This window comes from Ralstonia nicotianae (assembly GCF_018243235.1).
Lineage (GTDB): Bacteria > Pseudomonadota > Gammaproteobacteria > Burkholderiales > Burkholderiaceae > Ralstonia > Ralstonia nicotianae.
Genome location: NZ_CP046674.1, coordinates 46,977 through 65,187, shown reverse-complemented (window position 1 = coordinate 65,187; position 18,211 = coordinate 46,977). Strand labels below are relative to the sequence as shown.

17 protein-coding genes and 1 pseudogene are annotated in these 18,211 nt (G+C 68.5%); 6 read left to right on the top strand and 12 right to left on the bottom strand.

What is annotated here, in order from left to right; translation table 11 throughout:
- The first annotated feature begins 34 nt into the window (after positions 1-34).
- Complete coding sequence (locus GO999_RS00245; protein WP_020833143.1) at positions 35-460, top strand: hypothetical protein; 426 nt, start codon at positions 35-37, stop codon at positions 458-460.
- Between the two features lie 208 nt (positions 461-668).
- Here GO999_RS00245 and GO999_RS00240 read toward each other — a convergent pair whose 3' ends face one another.
- From GO999_RS00240 to GO999_RS00220, 5 genes are all read right to left on the bottom strand, one after another.
- A complete protein-coding gene (locus GO999_RS00240; protein WP_020833145.1) occupies positions 669-1,934 on the bottom strand; it encodes an MFS transporter in 1,266 nt (421 codons plus the stop codon).
- Between the two features lie 465 nt (positions 1,935-2,399).
- Positions 2,400-3,224, bottom strand: a complete 825-nt coding sequence (locus GO999_RS00235) for a CPBP family intramembrane glutamic endopeptidase (RefSeq protein WP_211906450.1) — start codon at positions 3,222-3,224, stop codon at positions 2,400-2,402.
- 99 nt (positions 3,225-3,323) lie between these two features.
- Positions 3,324-4,664: an ATP-binding protein gene (locus GO999_RS00230; protein WP_211906449.1), complete on the bottom strand. Its 1,341-nt coding sequence runs from the start codon at positions 4,662-4,664 to the stop codon at positions 3,324-3,326.
- Positions 4,640-5,305 (bottom strand): response regulator, encoded by a 666-nt coding sequence (locus GO999_RS00225; RefSeq protein WP_011003284.1) that lies wholly within the window; start codon positions 5,303-5,305, stop codon positions 4,640-4,642. Before GO999_RS00225 ends, GO999_RS00230 begins: the two co-directional genes overlap by 25 nt.
- Positions 5,306-5,341: 36 nt before the next feature.
- Entirely contained in the window at positions 5,342-6,127 is a 786-nt protein-coding gene (locus GO999_RS00220; RefSeq protein WP_211906448.1) for a COG4705 family protein, read from the bottom strand.
- A 147-nt stretch (positions 6,128-6,274) separates the two neighbouring features.
- On the opposite strand from GO999_RS00220, the gene GO999_RS00215 reads away from it, so the two are divergent.
- A complete protein-coding gene (locus tag GO999_RS00215; protein WP_211906447.1) occupies positions 6,275-7,075 on the top strand; it encodes an alpha/beta fold hydrolase in 801 nt (266 codons plus the stop codon).
- A 6-nt stretch (positions 7,076-7,081) separates the two neighbouring features.
- On the opposite strand, the gene GO999_RS00210 is transcribed toward GO999_RS00215, so the two are convergent.
- From GO999_RS00210 to GO999_RS00195, 4 genes are read right to left on the bottom strand one after another with little or no spacing between them, the layout of a single operon-like run.
- Entirely contained in the window at positions 7,082-8,389 is a 1,308-nt protein-coding gene (locus GO999_RS00210; RefSeq protein ID WP_211906446.1) for an NAD(P)/FAD-dependent oxidoreductase, read from the bottom strand.
- On the bottom strand, positions 8,386-9,147 hold the full coding sequence (locus GO999_RS00205) for an amino acid ABC transporter ATP-binding protein (protein ID WP_211906445.1): 762 nt from the start codon (positions 9,145-9,147) through the stop codon (positions 8,386-8,388). Before GO999_RS00205 ends, GO999_RS00210 begins: the two co-directional genes overlap by 4 nt.
- Entirely contained in the window at positions 9,144-9,815 is a 672-nt protein-coding gene (gene ehuD, locus GO999_RS00200) for an ectoine/hydroxyectoine ABC transporter permease subunit EhuD (RefSeq protein ID WP_011003289.1), read from the bottom strand. The genes GO999_RS00205 and ehuD overlap by 4 nt, the downstream gene beginning before the upstream one ends.
- A 20-nt stretch (positions 9,816-9,835) precedes the next feature.
- Positions 9,836-10,603 carry an ABC transporter substrate-binding protein gene (locus GO999_RS00195; RefSeq protein ID WP_019717283.1) on the bottom strand — a complete coding sequence of 256 codons (768 nt, stop codon included), beginning with the start codon at positions 10,601-10,603 and terminating at the stop codon, positions 9,836-9,838.
- Positions 10,604-10,807: 204 nt separating this feature from the next.
- On the opposite strand from GO999_RS00195, the gene GO999_RS00190 reads away from it, so the two are divergent.
- Entirely contained in the window at positions 10,808-11,596 is a 789-nt protein-coding gene (locus tag GO999_RS00190; protein WP_011003291.1) for an IclR family transcriptional regulator, read from the top strand.
- A gap of 165 nt (positions 11,597-11,761) precedes the next feature.
- Here the strand turns inward: GO999_RS00190 and GO999_RS00185 are convergent, their stop codons facing one another.
- On the bottom strand, positions 11,762-13,309 hold the full coding sequence (locus tag GO999_RS00185; RefSeq protein ID WP_016722673.1) for a methyl-accepting chemotaxis protein: 1,548 nt from the start codon (positions 13,307-13,309) through the stop codon (positions 11,762-11,764).
- Positions 13,310-13,589: 280 nt separating this feature from the next.
- Here GO999_RS00185 and GO999_RS00180 point away from each other — a divergent pair, with 280 nt between their 5' ends.
- The gene (locus tag GO999_RS00180; protein ID WP_211906444.1) at positions 13,590-14,705 is read left to right on the top strand and encodes a Fic family protein; all 1,116 of its coding nucleotides are present in this window, start codon (positions 13,590-13,592) and stop codon (positions 14,703-14,705) included.
- A 24-nt stretch (positions 14,706-14,729) separates the two neighbouring features.
- Here the strand turns inward: GO999_RS00180 and GO999_RS00175 are convergent, their stop codons facing one another.
- Positions 14,730-15,650 (bottom strand): bestrophin family protein, encoded by a 921-nt coding sequence (locus GO999_RS00175; protein WP_211906443.1) that lies wholly within the window; start codon positions 15,648-15,650, stop codon positions 14,730-14,732.
- Between the two features lie 81 nt (positions 15,651-15,731).
- The gene (locus tag GO999_RS00170) at positions 15,732-16,445 is read right to left on the bottom strand and encodes a tetratricopeptide repeat protein (protein ID WP_211906442.1); all 714 of its coding nucleotides are present in this window, start codon (positions 16,443-16,445) and stop codon (positions 15,732-15,734) included.
- Between the two features lie 568 nt (positions 16,446-17,013).
- Between GO999_RS00170 and GO999_RS00165 the strand changes: the two are divergent.
- Positions 17,014-17,148, top strand: a pseudogene (locus tag GO999_RS00165) (PLP-dependent transferase); the annotation flags it as partial.
- Positions 17,149-17,328: 180 nt separating this feature from the next.
- On the top strand, positions 17,329-18,192 hold the full coding sequence (locus GO999_RS00160; protein ID WP_028861219.1) for a restriction endonuclease: 864 nt from the start codon (positions 17,329-17,331) through the stop codon (positions 18,190-18,192).
- The last annotated feature ends 19 nt before the right edge of the window (positions 18,193-18,211 follow it).

Below are 18,211 nucleotides of genomic sequence, written 5' to 3'. Positions count from 1 at the left end.
CGCGGCTAGACTTCACGGCATATCCGGAGGTCTCATGCTGCATACCGTCCGCACCCTCACCATCAACATCGAACGGCCCTACGGGGCGGTGGCCGCCTTCCTGGCCGAGCCGCTCAACTTTCCCGCGTGGGCGACCGGGCTTGCCGACGGCATGGTGCCCGGCACCCAGGGCTCGGGCGCCGCGCCGGACGAGTGGATCGGCGATGCGCCGCAGGGCCGGGTATTCATCCGATTCAGTCCGGCCAATCCGTTCGGCATTGCCGACCACTGGGTTCGTCTGCCCGACGACACGGTCGTCTACGTGCCGCTGCGCGCCGTGCGCAACGGCAGCGGCACCACCGTCGCTTTCACGCTGTTCCGGCTGCCGGGCATGGACGACGCGCAGTTCGAGGCCGATGCGCAGTGGGTGCAGCGCGACCTGGCAAAGCTGAAGACGGTGCTCGAGTTGGAGGCGGGCTAGGGCTGCCCGGCGCCTGCGCCGGGCCGGAGGGCGCTTCGGCGTGCACGGGGATGAGGCGGATGGCCGCGCTGACGGCGGCGGCCCGGCGGGCGGCAGGTAAGCCGCAGCGGGACGGGCAATCGGGCAATCGGGTGATCGGCCTCGGGTTCCATGTCCGGGTGGCGCCGGGCCCCGAGCTTAACCGCCGCGTCCCCTGGTGGTGATGGCGTCAGGTCCGTTCCGTTTCGCCCGGGGCGCAGGCCTGGTGCGGCATCGACGGATCGCCATGCGCATCCGACCCCTTGATGCCGCGGATCCACAGCACGCAGAACAGCGAAGCCACCACGGCCACCCAGCCGTTGAAGCCGTAGCCGTCGATCTGCCCGCCCGCGCCGGTGGACAGCAGCAGGCCGCCCAGCCAGGCTCCGCAGCCCGTGCCGATCGACATCACCGCGCTGTTGGCCGACAGGAAGGCCCCGCGCACCTGCGGCGCCGGCACCGTGGTCATCAGCGCCTGCATCGGCACCATCCGGCTCGACAGGATCACCATGAAGCACGGGAAGAACAGCAGCATGCCGATGAACGGCCACGCCGGCAGATGCGTCATCACCAGCACGGGAATGAACGACAGCAGCGCGGCCGCCACGAACACGCGGCGGCGGCCGTAGCGGTCGGCCAGCCTGCCGACCGCGCGCGAGGTGAAGAACGTCGCCGCGCCGCCCGCCACGTACAGCCAGGACAGGTCCTGCGGCGCGATGCCGTGGTTGGCCACCAGCACCGGCGAGATGAACGGAATCACCATCATGTGCGATGACATCATCACGAAGGTCAGCACGAAGGCGCGCAGGTGGTGCGGATGGGTCAGCAGTTGCCACAGCCCGCCGAGGATCTGGCCGAGCGAGTGGCCGTCTTCGCGCAGGTGTGCGGTCAGCGGTGGCACCGTCTGCCGCGCGCCCAGCCAGAACAGTGCCGTCAGCGCGGTCAGCAGGAAGAACGGCGCCGCCCAGCCCAGGTGCGCACCGAGCGCGATGCCGATCGGCACCCCCGCCACCGCCGCCAGCGCGAACGACGACATGATCACGCCGGTGGCCGCGCCCCGCCGCGCAGGCGGGACCACATCCGACACGATGGCCAGGATGACCGAGCCCAGCACCCCGCCCGACAGCCCGGCAAACGCCCGCGCCGCCAGCAGCAGCGGAAACGTGCCCGCCAGCGCGCAGGCCAGGTTGGACAGCGAGAACAGCGCATACACCGTGAGCAGCAGGCGCCGCCGGTCGAAGCGGTCGATGTACGTGGCCGCCAGCAGGCCGGACGCGCCCGAGCACCACGAATACGCCGACACCGCCGCGGCGAACGCCGCCGGGCCGATGCCGAAGGTGTGCATGATCTGGGGCCCGAGCGGCATCATCACCATGAAGTCCATGATGATGGTGAACTGGGTTAGCGCCAGCAGCCACAGCAGGCGGCGCTCGTGTTGGGGGGCGAGAGTGGGCATGGGATCGGAGAGAAAGCGTGCCGTATTCCGGGGTGGTCTATGCCCCCCTTGCGTCAGTCACTATTTAATCTGAAAACATATCGTAAGATATTTTTTATAGGGCGTGGCGTCAAATGTCTTTGTGCAAGACCCATGCGTGATTGGGGCCATCATGCGCCGTTGCTGGATGATCGATGATCTTTTTATTCGTCAGTTGCCGGAGGTGCGCTGACTAGTGGTCACCCGGATCGCTGGCATCGATCGCTCGTTGTCCGGTGCAAAGCGCCGCCCTTCGGCAACGCCGGTTTCCCGCTCCTGCCCCGCGTTGTTCCGCGTCGCACACCGGCGCCGTCCCTGACGGCGGGCTTGCGGCCGCCACAATGCGACAGCGTTTCTTCGCATACGGGGCGCAAAAGTCGTCGGTTCTCGATTCGTTGACGACTTGTGCGGGTGACGCTGATGGCCGCGGATATCGGCCGTCAGCCGCTACGCTTGCGGCGCGGCGCGGGAGGACGGCGCCGGTGCAAGCAGCTTGTAGAGCAGCCACGCACCCGCACCGCCGCTGACCACGGCCAAGACGCACCACGTCACCGACCAGTCGGCCGCGGTACCCCATTCGCTGGGTTCGGATTGCCAGGCCAGAATCATGATGGCCGTGTTGTAGAACCCGTGCACCAGCATGCCGGGCAGCAGCGAGCGCGTGCGTTCGTACAGCTTGCCCAGCAGCAGGCCGAGCAAAAAGGCGAGCATGAACTGGTACACATTCAGGTGCGCCAGCCCGAACACCGCCGCCGAATGGACGATGGCGACGCCGGCCGGATACTGCCGCAGGAAGCTGCGCAGGATGACCCCCCGGAACAGCATCTCCTCCACGACCGGAGCGATCAGGCAGATCAGCGCGATCGCGCCCAGGCCGCCGGTGAGGAACTTGTGCCAGCCGTCGCTCATCGACGAACTCATCGGGAACAGCTGCAGCACCAGCATTTGCAGCAGGCTCCCGAGCAGCAGCAAGCCGGGCGTCAGCAGCAGCACCGGCCCCGTGAACACGGCCAGCGTCGCCTGCCAGGAACTGGGGTTCTCGTGCACCAGCGCCCGGTACGTGCCCTTGGCATGGTGCAGCAGCACCGTGAACACCAGGCCGTGCGCCAGCACGCGCCCGATGCTGTAGATGCCCATCGGCTGCAGGCCGGCATTGCGGCCCAGCTTCCAGATCAGCGCGTTCATCAGGTACTCCGTGAAGAAGAGCACGATCAGGATGAAGAACGCTTCCAGCAGATTCGGAAAGTGATAACGGTGCTCGGAAGACGGCATCGTGGTCGATGGGCGGAAGAGCGGCCGGCACAGCGCCGGGGCAACCGCCGATCATCGCATGGCGCCGCGTTCACATGACGGCTGCCGAAGTGGGGTGTGCTATCCGGCCAACGGTAGCCGCACCGTCGCCCGCAGCCCGCTCGCCGTGCCGGCCGCCTCGTCCAGCGCGACCTCGCCGCCCAGCCGCTGCACCAGCGTGCCGACGATCGACAGCCCCAGCCCCGAGCCGGTGGCGCCGTTGCCGAGCACGCGGTAGAACGCATCGAACACGCGCGCGCGTTCCGATGCGGGGATGCCCGGCCCGGTGTCCTGCACGGTGATGTGCGCCAGGCCGCCGTCGGTCTGCAGCGACAGGTCGATGCTGCCGCCGTCCGGCGTGTAGCGGATCGCGTTGTCGACCAGGTTGCGCAGGATGACGAACAGGTCGAGCTCGCCGGCGCGCACGCGTGCGTCGGCGTCCGTGGTGACGCCCAGGTCCAGCCGCTTGGCCTCGGCCAGCGGCATCAGGTCTTCCAGCACGCTGCGGAACACCCGCTGCACCGAGACCGCGCCCGCCGGCGCCTGCGTGTCCGCCTGGGCGCGCGCCAGCGTCAGCAACTGCTCCAGCAGCGCGCGGCTGCGCTCGATGCCCTGCCGCAGCGCGGCCAGCCGCTCCTGCGCGGCCGCCGACATGGGCGCCTCCCCCAGCCGCTCGGCCTGCAGCGACAGCGCCGTGAGCGGCGTGCGCAGCTCGTGCGCCGCATCGGCGACGAAGCGGTGCTGCGCCTGCACCGACTGCGCCACGCGCGCCAGCAGCCGGTTGATGGCCACCACGAAGGGGCGCACCTCCGCGGGCACCGCATCGGGCGCGATGGCGTGCAGCTGGCGCTCATCGCGCTGGTCGACCTCGTGCGCGAGCCGGCGGATCGGCGCGAACATCTTGCGCAGCACATCCGCCATGGCCAGCAGCAGGATCGGCACCAGGATCAGGAACGGCATCACCGTGTGCAGCGCACTGTTGCGCGCGGTTTCGTTGCGCACGGCGGTCTCCTGCGCCACGGCGATGCGCTGGCCGTCGGCGAGCGTGCGCACCCATACGCGGTAGTCGTATTTGCCGGTGCGCGCGGTCTGCATGCCGTCGGCCAGGGTGGACGGGAACACCGGCGTGGCGCGGGTCGAGGCGCGGCCCGCGTCCGCCCCCGGTGCCGGCAGCAACTGCACGACGACGCGCGATTCCTGATCGGCCATCGGCGCCTCGGCGGACGCGGCGGGCAGATGCTGCGGATCGAACATCGCCCCGACCTGGCGCAGCACGTCGTCCTGCAGCTCGTGCGCCTCGCTGAACGCCGACACGAAGGCGAAGCCCCCCGCCGCCACCGCCACCGCCACGATGATCGCCGACAGCCACAGCGACAGCCGCCGCTGCAGCGATGGCTTCACCGGCCCTTGGACACCATCCATCCCACGCCCCTGACGTTCTTGATCGATTCCGCGCCCAGCTTCTTGCGCAGCGCGTGGATGAGGAACTCGACCGCGTTGCTGGCCACCTCGTGGCCCCAGCCGTAGATGCGCTCCTCCAGTTCGCCGCGCGACAGGATGGCGCCGGGCCGCAGCATCAGCGCTTGCAGCAGCGCGAACTCGCGGCCCGACAGGCGCACCGGCTCGCCGTCGCCCGCGCGCACCTCGTGCGTGGCTGGGTCGAGCGACAGCACGCCGTTGCTCAGCACCGGGCTGGCGGCCCCGCCCCGGCGGCGCAGCACGGCGCGCATGCGCGCCAGCAGTTCCACCATCTCGAAGGGTTTGAGCACGTAGTCGTCGGCGCCGCCGTCCAGGCCGCGCACGCGCTCGTCCACCGCATCGCGCGCGGTGAGGATCAGCACCGGCACCGGGTTGTCCCGCGCGCGCAGCGTGCGCAGCACCGCGTGGCCGTCCTGGCCCGGCAGGCCGAGGTCGAGCAGCAGCAGGTCGTAGTGCTGGTGCGCGCTCACGTCGACGGCGGTCCGGCCGTCGCGCACCCAGTCCACCGCATAGGCGGCATCGCGCAGCGCGGCCTCCACCACCGCGCCGATCATCGGGTCGTCTTCGATCAGCAGGACTCGCATCCGGTTTCGGCTCCGGGTTCTGTCGAAAAAGGCGGCCTACGCCGACCGCAGGCTCACGCGCCGCGCCTGCCAGCTCGCATGGCCGACGGTGGCCAGCAAGACCGCCAGCAGCACCAGCGATGCGCCGGCCGTGCCCAGGTTCAGGCCGCCCGCGCTCACGGGCTTGGTCAGCAGGTCGCCCGCGGTGGCGCCCAGCGGGCGCGTCAGCACAAAGGCCATCCAGAACAGCGCCACCCGCGACAGGCCGGTGAAATAATACGCCGCCGCGATCAGCGCGATGATGCCGGCGATCAGCAGCGCCCCACCGGCAAAGCCCAGCCCCGACGAATCGGCCAGGAAGTCGCCCAGCGCCGTGCCCAGCGTGTTGGAGACGAGGATGGCGCCCCAGTACAGCAGCTCGCCCTGGCCGCCCCGCACCCGCGCGATCGATAGCGATTTGCGGCTCAGCTTCCAGTAGAGCAGCACCGCGCCGAGCAGGCCGGCGAGGATGGCCGACCCGGTCGCATAGCCGAGGCCGAGCGTGCGGTCCATGAAGTCCGACAGCGTGGTGCCGGCCGTGCTGGTCGAGAGGATCACCGTCCAGTACAGCAGCGGATGGTAGGCACGGCTGCGCAACTGCGCGCCCAGCGTCACCAGGAAGAGGCCGACCAGCAGCACCGAACTGGCCGCGTAGCCGATCTTGAGCGTCATCGACAGCAGGTCACCGGCGGTCTCGCCCAGCGTGGTGGCGCAGATCTTCATGACCCAGAACGCCAGCGTGATCTCGGGCAGCTTGCTGCGGGTGATGTCGACGGGGTCGTGCGTCTGTGATGCGGTGTTCATGCGGAGCCTCCGGGATTGAGGGGAGCGTCCGCACGAGTCTGCCGGGGCAGACTTAGATGCCCCATAGCCGGCGTGGGCGCACGCTCGGGGACCTCGGGCACAATAGGCGGCCGAATCCCCATCCACCGCTTTCGACCGGAGTGTCACATGACGGATGTGACGGCCAGCGCGCCTGCCCTCCTGCCCGGCCCCGACCACAGCACCCTGCGCGCCCAGCGCATCGACGGCGACCCCGCCCGGCCCACCCTCGTCTTCCTGCACGAGGGCCTGGGCTGCATCGAGATGTGGGGCGACTACCCGCAACGGCTGTGCGCGGCCACCGGCTGCCCCGGCCTGGTCTATGACCGCGTCGGCTACGGGCAGTCCTCGCCGATGACGCGGCCGCGCGGGCTCGACTATCTGCACCTCGCCGCCTGCACCGAATTGCCGCACGTGCTGCGGGCCCTGATGCCCGACACGCCCTACGTGCTGATCGGCCACTCGGACGGCGGCAGCATCGCCCTCATCCACGCGGCCGACCAGCCGGCGCAGCTGCGCGCCGTCGTCACCGAAGCGGCGCACGTGTTCGTGGAGGAGGCATCGCTGGCCGGCATCCGCGAGGCCGATGCCGCATTCGATGCGGGCAAGCTGGCGGGCCTGGCGCGCTATCACGGCGACAAGACCACGCAGACCTTCAAGGCGTGGTCCGAGACCTGGCAGCGCGCCGATTTCCGCGACTGGAACATCGAAGCGCTGCTGCCCCGGATCGCCTGCCCGCTGCTGGTGATGCAGGGCGAGGACGATCAGTACGGCACGCCCGCGCAGGTCGACGCGATCGTGCGGCAGGCCGGCGGCCTCGCCACGCCGGTGCTGCTGCCCGGCTGCGGGCACACGCCGCACAGGACGCACGCCGATGCGGTGCTGGGGCACATGCGCGCCTTCATCGAGGCGCTGCGCCTGCCCGCCTGAGCGCACTCAGCCAAGCTTGTCCAGCAGGCTGTACCAAGCCACCCCGGCGGCGATGTAGAAGCGCTGCAGGCCGTGCAGCGGAATCGGCACGATGGGCGACACCGGGTACGGGAACGCATGGCCGCTGTCCGCCAGCCGCGCCGCGATCTGCTGGCCCAGGCTGGTGCACAGCGCGATGCCGCGCCCGTTGCAGCCCAGCGCCATCGTCACGCCCGGCGCGGGCTCGTGGATGTGCGGCATGAAGTCCCGCGTGATGGCGATGCGGCCGGCCCAGCGGTATGCGTAGTCGAGCCGGCCCAACTGCGGAAACAGCAGCTCCAGTGAGCGTTCGAGGTGTGCGAAATCCTGCGGACCGCGCGGCTCGGCAAAGAAGCCGCGACCACCCATCAGCAGGCGCCCGGCCGCGTCCTTGCGGAAATACAGCAGCAGCCGTTGCGAGGTGGAAGCCGTTTCGCCGCGCGCCAGGATGGCCTGCGCATCCGCCGGCTTCAGCGGCCGCGTCGCGACGATAAAGCTGTTGGCACTGAGCACGGTCTGTGCCAGCCCCGGCCACAGCGCACCGGTGTAGCCGTTGGTGGCGATGACCACGTGCTGGGCACGGACCCGCGCGCCGGTGCCGGTGGATGCGACCCATGCCGTGCCCTGCCGCTCCAGGGCGGTGACGGCCGTGTTGCCGTGCACGGCGGCGCCCGCCCGCTGTGCGGCGTGCACCAGGCCGCGCGCATAGGCCAGCGGCTGGATGGCGCCCGCCCGGCCGTCCAGCCAGCCGCCGGCGAACGCCTCGGTGCCCACGCGGCGCGCCACCGCGGCCCGGTCCAGCAGCTCGACCCGCACCCCGCGCCGCGCCCACTGGTGCGCCCGCGCATGCATGGCCGGCACCGCCTTGTCCGAATACGACAGCTGTAGCCAGCCCGCGCGCACCGGCTGGCAGTCGATGCCGTGCCGGCCGATCAGGTCAAACACCAGATCGGCCGAGCGCGACACCGCATCGATCAGTGGCTCGGCGCGCGCGGCGCCCAGCATGCGCATCAGTTCGTCCGGGTCGTGCTTGAGCGTCGGGTTGACCTGCCCGCCGTTGCGCCCGGAGGCGCCCCAGCCTGGGTCGTTGGCTTCCAGCACCGTCACGCCCGTGCCGCGTTCGGCCAGGTGTAGCGCGGTCGATAGCCCCGTGTAGCCGCCGCCGATGACCAGCACATCGGTGGCGATCGATTCCCGCAGGGCCGGCGTGGGCGGCGCGGCCGGCGCCGTCGCGGCCCACAGCGAGGGCGGCAGCGGCTCGCCGTCGGGCACGATGTCGGGCGACGGCATGGTCATAGCGCCAGGTCTCCCGTGGCCGGCTCGGCCGGCTTGTGCAGCACGCGGCGCAGGAAGTCCTGCGTGCGCGGCTGGCGCGGCGCGCCCAGCACCTGCGCGGCCGGCCCTTCCTCGACGATGGTGCCGCTGTGCAGGAAGCACACCCGGTCGGCCACCTCGCGCGCGAAGCCCATCTCGTGCGTGACGACGATCATCGTCATGCCCTCGCGGGCCAGCGCGCGCATCACCTCCAGTACGTCGCCGACGAGCTCCGGGTCCAGCGCCGAGGTGGGCTCGTCGAACAGCATCGCCTCGGGCTCCATCGCCAGCGCGCGGGCGATCGCCACGCGCTGCTGCTGGCCGCCGGAGAGCTGGGCCGGGTAGGCCTGCGCCTTGGCGGCCAGGCCTACTTTCTCCAGCAGCGCCATGGCCTTGGCGCGCGCTGCATCGGGCCGTTCGCCCTTCACGTAGACCGGGCCTTCCATCACGTTCTCCAGCACGCTGCGGTGCGGGAACAGGTTGAAGCGCTGGAACACCATGCCCATGCGGCTGCGCAGCGTGTGGATGGCCTTGCCGTCGCGGTCCACGCGCTCGCCGAAGGCGCGGATCTCGCCGCCGTCGTACGACTCCAGCCCGTTGATGCAGCGCAGGACGGTCGACTTGCCCGAGCCCGACGGGCCGATCAGGCACACCACCTCGCCCTTGTCCACGTGCAGGCTCACGCCGCGCAGCACGTGGTGCTCGCCAAAGTGCTTCTGCAGCTCGTGGATCTCGATCATCGCTGGCCCCTTCCCGCGCCCATGCGGCGCTCCAGCCGGCGCAGGCCGAACACCAGCGGCAGGCTCATCAGCAGGTACAGCAGCGCCACCAGCGTATAGACCGTCATGTTCTGGAACGTCGACGACGCGATCAGCTGCCCCGCGCGCGTCATCTCCGCCACCGTGATGGTGGACACCAGCGACGAATCCTTGAGCATCATCACCAGCGTATTGCCGTACGGCGGCAGCGCGATGCGGAAGGCCTGCGGCAGGATCACGCGCCGCATGATCAGCGCCCCGCGCATGCCCATCGCCTGCGCCGCCTCGCGCTGGCCCGGGTCCACCGCCTCGATGCCCGCGCGGAAGTTCTCGGCCTGGTAGGCGGAGTACGCAATGCCCAGCCCGATCACGCCCGCCTGGAACGCGGTGAGCTGGATGCCGATGTCCGGCAGCACGAAGTAGATGTAGAACAGCTGCACGATGATCGGCAGCCCGCGGATGATGTTGACGATGGTCGCCCCGGCCGCCGACACGGCCTTGATGGGCGAGAGCCGCATCAGCGCCAGCGCCAGCCCGATCACGCTGGACAGCAGGAACGACAGCACGGTCACCTCGACCGTGACCACCGCCCCCTGCAGCAGGATCGGCAGGAACTCCCGCGCGTGCTCAAGAAATGCCGCTGCACTCATGGCTGCTCACCGCTCCGAGATCAGATGCCCCACTTCTGCACGATGGCCGCCAGCGTGCCGTCGGCCTTGATCTTGGCGATGGCCTTGTTGATGCGGCCGAGCAGTTCGGCGTCGCCCTTGCGCACCACCAGGCACACATCGCCCACGTTCACCGGCTTGTAGCTCGAGACCAGCTTCACGCCCTGGAAGGTGTTCTGGCGGATCTGGTACGCGAGGATCGGCTGGTCGCCCAGGCCCGCCTTGATGCGGCCCAGCGCCAGGTCGCGCGTCATGTCGGCCACCGAGTCGTAGCTGCGCACTTCCTTGAAGATGCCCTTCTTGTTGAGCATGTCGAGGAACACCGTGCCCACCTGCGCGCCCACCACCTCGCCCTTCAGGTCATCGAGCGAGGCGTAGGTCTTGGCGTCGTCGGCCTTGACCAGCAGGCCCTCGCCGTACGAGTACACGGGGTCGGAGAAATCCACCACCTGCGCGCGCGCCGGCGTCTTGAGCATGGCCGCCGAGATGATGTCGATCTTGCTCGACGTCAGCGACGGGATCAGCGCCGCGAACACCGTCTGCTGCACGTTCACGCTGAAGCCGCCCGCCTTGCCCACGGCGGTGACGGTATCGACCATCATCCCCTGGATGGAATTGCTCTTCACGTCCAGGAAGGTGAACGGCACGCCGGTAGCCGTCGCGCCCACGTTGTAGGTGGGGGCACCGCCGCCTTGCGCCCACGCGAGCGAGGCGGAGCCGAGCATGCACAGAACCAGTGCGGCACGGCGCGAAAACGAGACGAAAGACATGAGACACCTCCTGGCAATCGGAAAAGTCGCACCCCGAACGGGACGACGCGGGGACGGGTTCGCGTTCATGCAATGGGCATGCCAATAATCGATCGTATTGGATCGACATATAATCATGGAAAACCACTAATCGACGCATATGAATCGATATGCGATTCTACACGGGTCGATGTTCCGCGGATAAGCCAAGCCGGCGCCACTTCCATGATCCAACCCGACGACGCTCCCAACCTGCTGTTCAACCAGTCGCTGGAGAAAGGGCTGGCCGTGCTGGGCGCCTTCAACGCGCAGCGCCGCACCATGACGATCGCCGAGGTGGCCGCCGTCGCCGGCATCAACAAGAGTTCGGCCCAGCGCATGGTCTATACGCTGGAGCACCTCGGCTACCTGCGCAAGCATCCCAAGACCCGCCGCTATCAGCTGACGCCCGCGGCCATGAAGATCGGCTTCAACTACCTGGCCGCCGACACCCTCATCGACGTGGCCAACCCCTTCCTGGCCGAACTGACCAAGGTGACCACCGAGACCTCCTGTCTCACCGAGCCCGACCAGCGCGAGATGGTCTACGTCGCCCGCTTCGTGAGCGCGCAGTTCGTGCCGGTGCACATGCCGATCGGCAGCCGTATCCCCATGTATTGCACCGCATCGGGCCGCGCCTACCTGTCCGCCCTGCCCGAGCCCGAGGCGCGCGCCATCGTGGAGACGTCCGAGCGCGTCGCCCACACCATGCACACCCGCACCGAAGTCGCCGACATCCTCGCCACGCTGCGCGAGGCGCGCCAGCGCGGCTACGCCATCAATCGCGAAGAGCTGTTCCTCGGCGACATGACCGTCGCCGCGCCCATCGTCGGCGGCAACGGCCGGCCGCTGGGCGCCATCCACCTGGTGGCTCCGACGGGCCGGTGGACGGCGGAAGACATGGAAGCCAAGCTGGGGCCGCCGCTGCTGCAGTGCGCACGGGCGATCAGCACATCGGTGCGGGCACTGGGGTAGCCGGCGCGCGAGGCGCGTCGCCGGCGGGGGCCAAGCCGTATCAACCGCCCTTGCCCTTGAGTCGGGGCCGGACCAACGGCGATCCCCCATCGTCGGGCGTGGCCGCCCGACGGTTTTCCGGAAGCGAGCCGGCTGGCCGGCTCTTCTTGTTGCCTGCGGCGCGGACTACCGCGCCAGCTTGAACACCGCGACGGCCTGCACGAGCTGCTGCGCCTGGCCTTGCAGGCTGCTCGCGGCCGCCGCGCTTTGCTCGACCAGCGCGGCGTTCTGCTGCGTGGCCTCGTCCATCTGGCTGACGGCCTGGCCGACCTGCGAGACGCCGGAGCTCTGCTCCGCGCTGGCCGAGCTGATCTCGGCGACGATGTTGGACACGCGCTGGATCGCGCCCACGATCTGTTCCATCGTCGCGCCGGCCCGGTCGACCAGCGTGGTGCCCTGTTCAACCTGCTCGACGCTGCTCGTGATCAACGCCTTGATTTCCTTGGCGGCCGCGGCACTGCGCTGCGCCAGGCTGCGCACCTCGGCGGCGACCACCGCGAACCCGCGGCCCTGCTCGCCCGCGCGTGCGGCCTCCACCGCGGCGTTCAGCGCAAGAATGTTGGTCTGGAACGCAATGCCGTCGATGACGCCGATGATGTCGGCGATCTTCTTGGAGCCATCGTTGATCCCCTTCATCATGCCGACCACCTGGCTGACCACCTCGCCACCCTCGGCGGCAACGCTGGAGGCCCCCGACGCGAGCTGATTGGCCTGGCGCGCGTTCTCGGCATTGTTGCCCACGGTCGAGCCCAGCTCATCCATCGTCGCCGACGTCTCCTGCAGCGCGCTGGCCTGCTGCTCGGTGCGATGGCTCAGGTCCTGATTGCCCTGCGCGATCTGGGCGCTGGCCGTGGCCACGCTTTCGGCGTTGTTGCGCACGGTGGCCACGATGCCGGACAGCGACGCCTGCATCTCCTTGAGCTTGGCCAGCAGGCTCGTCCTATCGTCTGCGTCGACGGCAATCACGCGGGAAAGGTCGCCCTGCGCCATGGCGCTGACCGCCTGGGCCGCCACCGACGGCTCGCCGCCGAGCTGGCGCAGCAGGTCGCGCAGCATCAGCAGCCCGAGACCCAGCGAGCCGAGCGCGATCAGCGCCGCCGCCGTGATCGAGACCACGCGGGCCAATGCTGCCGCCGCTTCCTGGGCCTGGACCTTGTTCTTGGCGATCCGGTCCTGCGCGCTCTTGAGCTCGGCCAGCGTGCCGAACGTCTTGTCGGCGTTGTCCTTGACCTCGTTCTTGTTGATCTCGCCGCCGCGCTTGATATCACCCGCCTCGACCGCCTCGACCTGGTGCTCCATGCCCTTGCGCATGCGGCCATAGGCCTCGCCCAGGGTCTTGATCGATGCCGCCATGCTCGGGTCGGCCGATGCGTCCAACTCCACCAGCAGTTGGTCGACCTTGTTGAAACGCTCCGTGTTCTGGGCCTTCCAGCCCGAGATGGAAGCCGGATCGCCGATGGCGATCATCCGCAGGATGTTGATATCCACGCGGGTGAGCAGCCCGTCGATCTGGCCGATGATCGACGCGGCACGGTAGTCCTTGTCGTACAGGCTCCGGATGTCCGCCGTTGCGGCGGCCTGGCGCCCGAGCAGGAAGACGGTCAGGCACACGAAGGCAATGATGATCGAGGCGACCAGGGTGGCAAGCTTTCTCTTGACGGTCCAGTTGCGCAAGGGCAATTCTCCAATCGATGGCTTGCACCGGCAAACCTCGAGAAGCGGCTCGGGCGTGCGGGCGCGTGGTGTGAAGGGCAAGGCTCTTCTGAGGGGTAACGGCTTGGGGGCCCCTTTCTTGAGTGACGCGCTAAGGAAGGAACTTGCGGCCGATCAGCTCGATCCGGAGTTCGGATCGCCGCGGTACAAGCGACGCGCGTGCGGAGATTTGGACGCTATTCTCCGCAAAATACGCGGTGATTACATTGCCGGTGCGGAGAATCGCCCGCATAATCTCCGCATGAAACGCGGAGATTGGCTCTACATCTGGCAGGCGCCCGAGTGGCCCGCCCTGCACTACGACCTCGCAGCGCTGGCAGGCCCGCTGACGGAGGTCGCGCGCGCGCAAGGCTTCCTGCTGGGCCGCCTGGCTGACGTCGGCATGGACATGCGCGACCAGGCCAGCCTTGCTGCCCTCACCAACGACGTCCTCAAGACCAGCGAGATCGAAGGCGAACGGCTCGATGCCGAGTCGGTGCGTTCGTCCATCGCCCGTCATCTGGGGGTCGATATCGGCGCATTGGCCCCCGTGGACCGGCACGTGGAAGGCGTGGTCGAGATGGTGTTGGATGCCACGCTTCACTGCGATGCGCCGGTCACGGTCGAACGCCTGTTCGGCTGGCACGCCGCGCTCTTCCCCATCGGCTACAGCGGCTTGTCCCGCTTGCGCGTGGGAGCCTGGCGCGATGATGCCAAGGGCGCGATGCAGGTGATTTCCGGCCCGATGCACCGGCCGCGCGTCCATGTCGAAGCGCCGCCCGCGGACCGGCTGGACGCGGAGGTGGCCCGCTTGATCGACTGGGTCAACGCGCAGACCTCGGACCCGCCCCTCCTCAAGGCCGGTCTGGCGCATCTGTGGTTCGTCACGCTGCATCCCTTCGACGACGGCAACGGCCGCATCGCGCGCGCCCTCGGCGATCTGCTGCTGGCACGGGCGGATGGCAGCCCGCAGCGGTTCTACAGCCTGTCCGCGCAGATCCAGCGCGAGCGGAAGGACTATTACGACATCCTCGAACGGACCCAGAAAGGCACGCTCGACGTGACCGGCTGGCTGGCGTGGTTTCTCGGCGCGCTCCATCGGGCCGTCGGAAGCGCCCAGCATACGCTCGACGCCGTCCTCGCCAAGACGCGCTTCTGGCAACGCTGGGCCACTACGCCGATGAACGCCCGGCAGGTCAAGCTGCTCAACCGCCTGCTCGACGGATTCGAGGGCAAGCTCACCAGCAGCAAATGGGCCGCGATGGCCAAGTGTTCAGCGGATACGGCGCTGCGGGATATCAACGAACTGCTTGCGCTGGGCGTGCTGCGCAAGTCCGATGCGGGCGGGCGCAGCACGTCCTACGAACTGACGGGCTGATCGAAGCACAGCCAGCGTGAACACTCAATCCAGAATGAACGCCCGCGCCGCTGCCTCATCGCCCAGACTCGGCTCACCCATCAGATCCCGCACCGCGTCTTCAATCATCAGCGACATCGTGTTGAGCGCGAGGTCGTTGTCCTCCGTGCCGAACGGCTCCTCGATCTGCGCGGCGATGGCCTCGTGCGCCATGAAGGCATAGGCTACGAACACCGAGAAGACGGGCGTGAAGTTGCCGATGCTCTCCACCAGCCCGAACGGCAGCGCCGCGCAGAAGAAGTAGACGGTGCGGTGGATCATCACCGAGTACGCGAACGGCAGCGGCGTCGACACGATACGCTCGCAGCCGCCGATCACATTCGACAGCGAGCCCAGGTTGCGATCGAACGCGAGCACGGCCCACGCATCGAGCGAGCCTTCGCGCGCGCGTCGCTGCACCCACTCGCCCAGCCACAGCATGAGGGCCGCGGGCCGATAGCGCGACGCCATCACCCGCTCAAACAGCGGCGCCGGCAGCCGGGCCGAGAGATCGTCGCGCGGATCGGTCCGGCGCAACTGATGGCGCAGCGCATGCGGCAAGGCACCGAGCACCTGCACGAACTCGCGCACATCCGCCGCCGCCAGCGTCTCGCGCGGCAGCGTCAGCGCCTGGCGCATCATCGAGCGCGCATCGTTGAGCAACTGGCCCCAGAGCTTGCGCGCCTCCCAGTAGCGGTCGTAGCTCGCGTTATTGCGGAACCCCAGGAACACCGCCAGCGCGATGCCGATGAGCGAGAACGGCGTCGTGCTCAGGTTGACCGTGATGGGCAGCCAATGCACATGCACGGCCATCGCCATCAGCGAGATGCAGAAGATCAGGAACAGGCGCGGCAACAACTGCGGGAGCACCGAGCCCCGCCACGCGAGCAGCATGCGGAACCAGTGCAGGTGCGGGCGGACGACCATGGCGTGAGGGAGGGGGCCGGAGGTCGGGCCATTATGGCAGAGGGGGCGGCGGGCCCAGCCGCGCGGCCTGCCCGGGCGGCACTACTGCGCGGCGGACTTCGCCCGCTGGCCCTGAACGAAGCGCAGCTCGTTCTGCGCCCGCGTGTCGTTGGCATCGAGTTCCAGGCATTTGCGATACAGCGCCTCGGCCTCGTCCAGCTGGTTCAGCTCGACATGGACATAGGCCTGCCCGCGCCACGCCCGCGCAAGCTCGGTGTTCTTCCGCTCCGGCGGCGAGAACTCGCGCGCCTGCGCTTCGGCGGCCCGGAAGGTCTGCATCGCCATCGGCCAATCCTTCTCGCGCTGATAGATGCCGCCGAGTTCCGTGAGGAACTGCGCATTGTGCGGCGACAGCGCCATCGCCCGCTGCAGCGCGGCCTTGGCCTCGTCCAGGCGGCGCATCTCCACCAGGACGTAGCCCTTCAGGTAGTACGCATAGGCCCAGTTGCCCGACACCACTTTCGCGGCGATCTTGGCATTGGCCGCCTCCAGCGTGTAGAGCAGCGCTTCCGGGCGGGAGCGCGCGCTGTACATCCTGGCCTTCTCGTCGTGATAGGCGTCCTCATAGATGGCGGCGGCCTTGTCGAAATCGTCGGCGGCTTCGGCTTGCCGGCCCGACCTGGCCAGCTGGATCCCCTCCTTCAGCAACCGGTCTACGTTGGCTTCGCGTTCGGAAGGTTGGCCTGTCGCCTGTGCCCAGCAGGACAGCGAGGCGGCCAGCAGCGCCACGGCAAGAAGTTTTCGGAGGATCTGCATGTCTTGTCTGGTTTCGTATCTGAACTGCAATTGCCGAATCGGCTGGTTAGCGCCATCGCACGTCATTCGGGCGGCAAGGCCCGATGGCCGGGAGGTGACACACGTCGTCACCCGTCACGGCTGGGCGCCTGTGATGTCGATCGCCCACAGGCCGTGGCCGGCAAAGGCGCGGGCTGCGGTTTAGCCGCGGCCTTGCCCTGCGCATTTCGGAACCCGCCCCCGGGTTGCGATTGCGGCGTCCCCATGGGGCATCGCCGCTTCTATTTGTTTATCAGCGAATCGTAAGAGTAAAGCGGCAGCGTTGGATACCCCTCGACCCCACTTTTTGGATGCGTCGATGCCTGGCAAAGGCACCGGCGTCTTTCAAAACGGCTTCTGCGTTGCCATCGGATAAGCACACGAGAAATCCGCGATTCATGCGCGGCGAGTGCCGGGATATGCTCGGCGTGACCCGCACCGGCCGCCCTGCCTCAGTACGCCGAGTCGTGCGATGCTCCGCTTGAGCTCACCGTTGCACACACCAACACCAGCCCGAGACCCGCCCATGACACAGCCCACCCCCGCCTAGACGACGCTTCGGCAGCTGTCGCCCAAGGAGCTGGCGAAGGCCGGGGTACGGCAGGAGACGATTCGGCTCTCGGTGGGGATCGAGCATATCGATGATCTCGTTGCCGATCTGGATCAGGCGCTGGCGCAAGCCTGAAGGCGGCACGGCCGAGTCTCCATGCGCTCATGCTAAGCGGGTTTTATACCTGGCGTTATCCAGTTTTAATAACTCCGGGTTGATCCGGTCTCCCGCACTGCCGCATTTGTGCCTATGCTGCGATCAGCACGCAGAAAAACGCGGCATAGCGGACCAGCTGATCACAGGGGGATCACCGCCATGGCAAAGCGACACGACGACAACGTCCTGCAAGGCCTGTTCGAACTCGCACGTGTGCTGCACTGGTGGCTGGGGCCCGCATTGGCCGTCATTGCCTACGGCGCCCTCCATCACTACGCCAGCATTCCCGCGCCCACCCAGGCCATTCCCGGCCAGCTGGGCCAACTCGGCGACATGGCCGTCGGTGAACTGTTCAAGACCCTGGCCACGGTCGGCCAATACCTCGTGCCGCTCGCCTTGCTCGTCGGTACAGCCGCCGCCTACTTCGCCGAGCGCAAGCGCGAGCAAGTGGCGCACCGCATGGCCCAGAGCAAACACGCCGCCGTCCTGCGCCAGATGTCCTGGCGCGAGTTCGAAGGGCTGATCGGTCAGGCCTTCCGCGTGCACGGCTACACCGTGACCGAAACCCCCGAAGGCGGCGCGGATGGCGGCATCGACCTGCAACTGCGCAAAGGCCGCGATCTCTTTCTCGTGCAGTGCAAGCAGTGGCAGGCGTACAAGGTGTCCGTCGACGCGGTGCGCGAACTCCACGGCGCGATGTCCGCCCAGGGCGCGGCCGGCGGTTTCGTGGTGACCTCCGGCGTGTTCACCGCAGACGCCAGGGCCTTTGCCAAAGGCAAGCACATCGCCCTCGTCGACGGCGCCACGCTGACCACGCTGATCAAGCAGGCCCAAGCGGCAGCGCTCGCCAGGAAGACCATGCCCGGCCCCGGCGTGCGACGGAGTTCGTCCACCGAACGCCCCCACTGCCCCCGCTGCGGCAACGTCATGGTGCGCCGGACGGCCAAGCAAGGTGCCAAGATGGGTAGTCACTTCTGGGGGTGTGTTACGTATCCGGAGTGTCGGGGTACGCGGGGGCTTTGACGCGCAAAGGCCGGCTTGC

What these genes read in the sequence shown, in the direction of transcription:
- GO999_RS00245 (WP_020833143.1), top strand. Translation starts at nt 35, where the DNA reads ATGCTGCATACCGTCCGCACCCTCACCATCAACATCGAACGGCCCTAC.
- GO999_RS00240 (WP_020833145.1), bottom strand. Translation starts at nt 1,934, where the DNA reads ATGCCCACTCTCGCCCCCCAACACGAGCGCCGCCTGCTGTGGCTGCTG.
- GO999_RS00235 (WP_211906450.1), bottom strand. Translation starts at nt 3,224, where the DNA reads ATGCCGTCTTCCGAGCACCGTTATCACTTTCCGAATCTGCTGGAAGCG.
- GO999_RS00230 (WP_211906449.1), bottom strand. Translation starts at nt 4,664, where the DNA reads ATGGATGGTGTCCAAGGGCCGGTGAAGCCATCGCTGCAGCGGCGGCTG.
- GO999_RS00225 (WP_011003284.1), bottom strand. Translation starts at nt 5,305, where the DNA reads ATGCGAGTCCTGCTGATCGAAGACGACCCGATGATCGGCGCGGTGGTG.
- GO999_RS00220 (WP_211906448.1), bottom strand. Translation starts at nt 6,127, where the DNA reads ATGAACACCGCATCACAGACGCACGACCCCGTCGACATCACCCGCAGC.
- GO999_RS00215 (WP_211906447.1), top strand. Translation starts at nt 6,275, where the DNA reads ATGACGGATGTGACGGCCAGCGCGCCTGCCCTCCTGCCCGGCCCCGAC.
- GO999_RS00210 (WP_211906446.1), bottom strand. Translation starts at nt 8,389, where the DNA reads ATGACCATGCCGTCGCCCGACATCGTGCCCGACGGCGAGCCGCTGCCG.
- GO999_RS00205 (WP_211906445.1), bottom strand. Translation starts at nt 9,147, where the DNA reads ATGATCGAGATCCACGAGCTGCAGAAGCACTTTGGCGAGCACCACGTG.
- ehuD (WP_011003289.1), bottom strand. Translation starts at nt 9,815, where the DNA reads ATGAGTGCAGCGGCATTTCTTGAGCACGCGCGGGAGTTCCTGCCGATC.
- GO999_RS00195 (WP_019717283.1), bottom strand. Translation starts at nt 10,603, where the DNA reads ATGTCTTTCGTCTCGTTTTCGCGCCGTGCCGCACTGGTTCTGTGCATG.
- GO999_RS00190 (WP_011003291.1), top strand. Translation starts at nt 10,808, where the DNA reads ATGATCCAACCCGACGACGCTCCCAACCTGCTGTTCAACCAGTCGCTG.
- GO999_RS00180 (WP_211906444.1), top strand. Translation starts at nt 13,590, where the DNA reads ATGAAACGCGGAGATTGGCTCTACATCTGGCAGGCGCCCGAGTGGCCC.
- GO999_RS00175 (WP_211906443.1), bottom strand. Translation starts at nt 15,650, where the DNA reads ATGGTCGTCCGCCCGCACCTGCACTGGTTCCGCATGCTGCTCGCGTGG.
- GO999_RS00170 (WP_211906442.1), bottom strand. Translation starts at nt 16,445, where the DNA reads ATGCAGATCCTCCGAAAACTTCTTGCCGTGGCGCTGCTGGCCGCCTCG.
- GO999_RS00160 (WP_028861219.1), top strand. Translation starts at nt 17,329, where the DNA reads ATGGCAAAGCGACACGACGACAACGTCCTGCAAGGCCTGTTCGAACTC.